Genomic DNA, 2,211 nt, shown 5'->3' on the forward strand with positions numbered 1-2,211 from the left:
CCTGCGAGTGCATCCCGGGGTGCCGCGGCGACGCGGGGGGTAGTGCTGCCCCGGGCGCTGGACGCGAACGAGACCGGGGAGGGGCGGATGCCGCCTAAGCAGCCGTTCGAACTGCCGACCTTCTACCTGCCGTGGCCCGCGCGGCTCAACCCGCACGTCGAGCAGGCGCGGGTGCACTCCCGCGCGTGGGCGCGCGGGATGGGGATGCTGGAGGGCTCGGGCATCTGGGAGACCGCCGACCTCGACGCGCACGACTACGCGCTGCTGTGCGCGTACACCCACCCCGAGTGCTCCGCGGACGTGCTGTCGCTGGTCACCGACTGGTACGTGTGGGTGTTCTTCTTCGACGACCACTTCGTGGAGGCGTTCAAGCGCGACCGCGACCGGGCCGGCGCCAAGGCGTACCTGGACCGGCTGCCGGCGTTCATGCCCCTGGAGACCTCCGGCGCGGCCGTGCCGGAGCCGCGCAACCCGGTCGAGGCGGGGCTCGCGGACCTGTGGGCGCGGACCGTGCCCGCGATGTCGGCGGGATGGCGGCGGCGGTTCGCGCAGAGCACGGTCAACCTGCTCGACGAGTCGCTGTGGGAGCTGGCCAACATCGACGAGGGGCGGGTGGCCAACCCCGTCGAGTACGTCGAGATGCGCCGCAAGGTCGGCGGGGCGCCGTGGTCCGCGGGGCTGGTGGAGTACGCCGCCGCGGCGGAGGTGCCGGACCGGGTGGCCGCGTCCCGGCCGCTGCTGGTGCTGCGCGACACCTTCGCCGACGCCGTGCACCTGCGCAACGACCTCTTCTCGTACCAGCGCGAGGTCGAGGACGAGGGTGAGCTGAGCAACGGCGTCCTCGTGATGGAGACGTTCCTCGGCTGCGGTACGCAGGAGGCCGCCGAGCTGGTCAACGACCTGCTGACGTCCCGGATGCAGCAGTTCGAGCACACCGCCCTCACCGAACTGCCCGTGCTCTTCGCCGAGGAGGAGCTGACCCCGGCCCAGTGCGCGCGCGTGGCGGCGTACGCGAAGGGGCTGCAGGACTGGCAGTCGGGCGGGCACGAGTGGCACCTGCGCTCCAGCCGGTACATGAACGAGGGTGCCGTGGCCGCCGCCCCGTACGCACCCGCGGGGCCGGGGACGAGCGTGCGCGGGCTGCTGACCGCGACCGGGGCGACGCGGCTGCGCTCGCACGCGCACATGCCGCACCAGCGGGTCGGCCCGTCGATCGTGCCCGAGATGCGCATGCCGTACCGGCTGCGGCTCTCCCCGCACCTCGACACCGCCAGGTCCCGGACCGTCGACTGGTGCCGCCGGGTGGGCATCCTGCGGCCCCAGCCGGGCGTGCCGGGCTCGCATGTCTGGGACGCGAGGCGACTGCACGGCTACGACCTCCCGCTCTGCGCCTCAGGGCTGCATCCGGACGCCGACGAGGAGGAGTTGGTCCTGGCCTCGCTGTGGCTGGCCTGGGGCACGTACGGGGACGACTACTACCCGGCCGTCTTCGGCCGCGCCCGCGATCTGGCCGGGGCACGGGCCTCGAACGACCGGCTCAAGCTGTGCATGCCGCTCGACGATGGGACGCCGGCGCCGCCGGCGAACGCGCTGGAACGCGGGCTGGCCGACCTGTGGCGGCGGACGGCCGGGCCGATGGCACCGGCGGAGCGGGGGCACTTCCGGGCGACGGTGGAGGTCATGCTCGACGCCTGGCTGTGGGAGCTTTCCAACGAGGCGCAGCACCGCGTCCCCGACCCGGTCGACTACATCGAGATGCGGCGGGCGACGTTCGGTTCCGACATGACGAAGTACCTGTGCCGGCTGCGCCGGGGGGTTGCCGTGCCGGCCGAGGTCTACGACAGCGGGCCGGTGCGGGCGCTGGAGAACTCCGCCATGGACTACGCCTGCCTGCTCAACGACCTCTTCTCCTACCAGAAGGAGATCGAGTACGAGGGCGAGATCCACAACGGCGTGCTGGTGGTGCAGACCTTCTTCGGCATCGGCTACCCCGAGGCCGTGCGGATCGTGCACGACCTCACGACGGGGCGGATGCGGGAGTTCGAGCACGTGCTGGAGACCGGGCTGCCGGTGCTGTACGAGGACCTGGGAGCGTCGCAGGAGACGCGCGCGGCGCTGGACGGCTACGTACGCGACCTGCAGAACTGGATGGCCGGGATCCTCAACTGGCACGTGCACGTGCGGCGGTACGGGGCCGCGGAGCTGGCGGAG

The 2,211-nt window shown here is 72.5% G+C and carries 1 protein-coding gene; it reads left to right on the forward strand.

Translation table 11 applies throughout. From position 1 onward, the window contains the following. Positions 1-87: 87 nt before the first annotated feature. Positions 88-2,211 (forward strand): terpene synthase family protein (locus H5J30_RS28535; protein ID WP_220189465.1); only part of this gene is annotated, 2,124 nt, incomplete at its 3' end.

Origin of the sequence: Streptomyces phytophilus, assembly GCF_013870535.1 — a bacterium.
GTDB lineage: Bacteria > Actinomycetota > Actinomycetes > Streptomycetales > Streptomycetaceae > Streptomyces > Streptomyces phytophilus.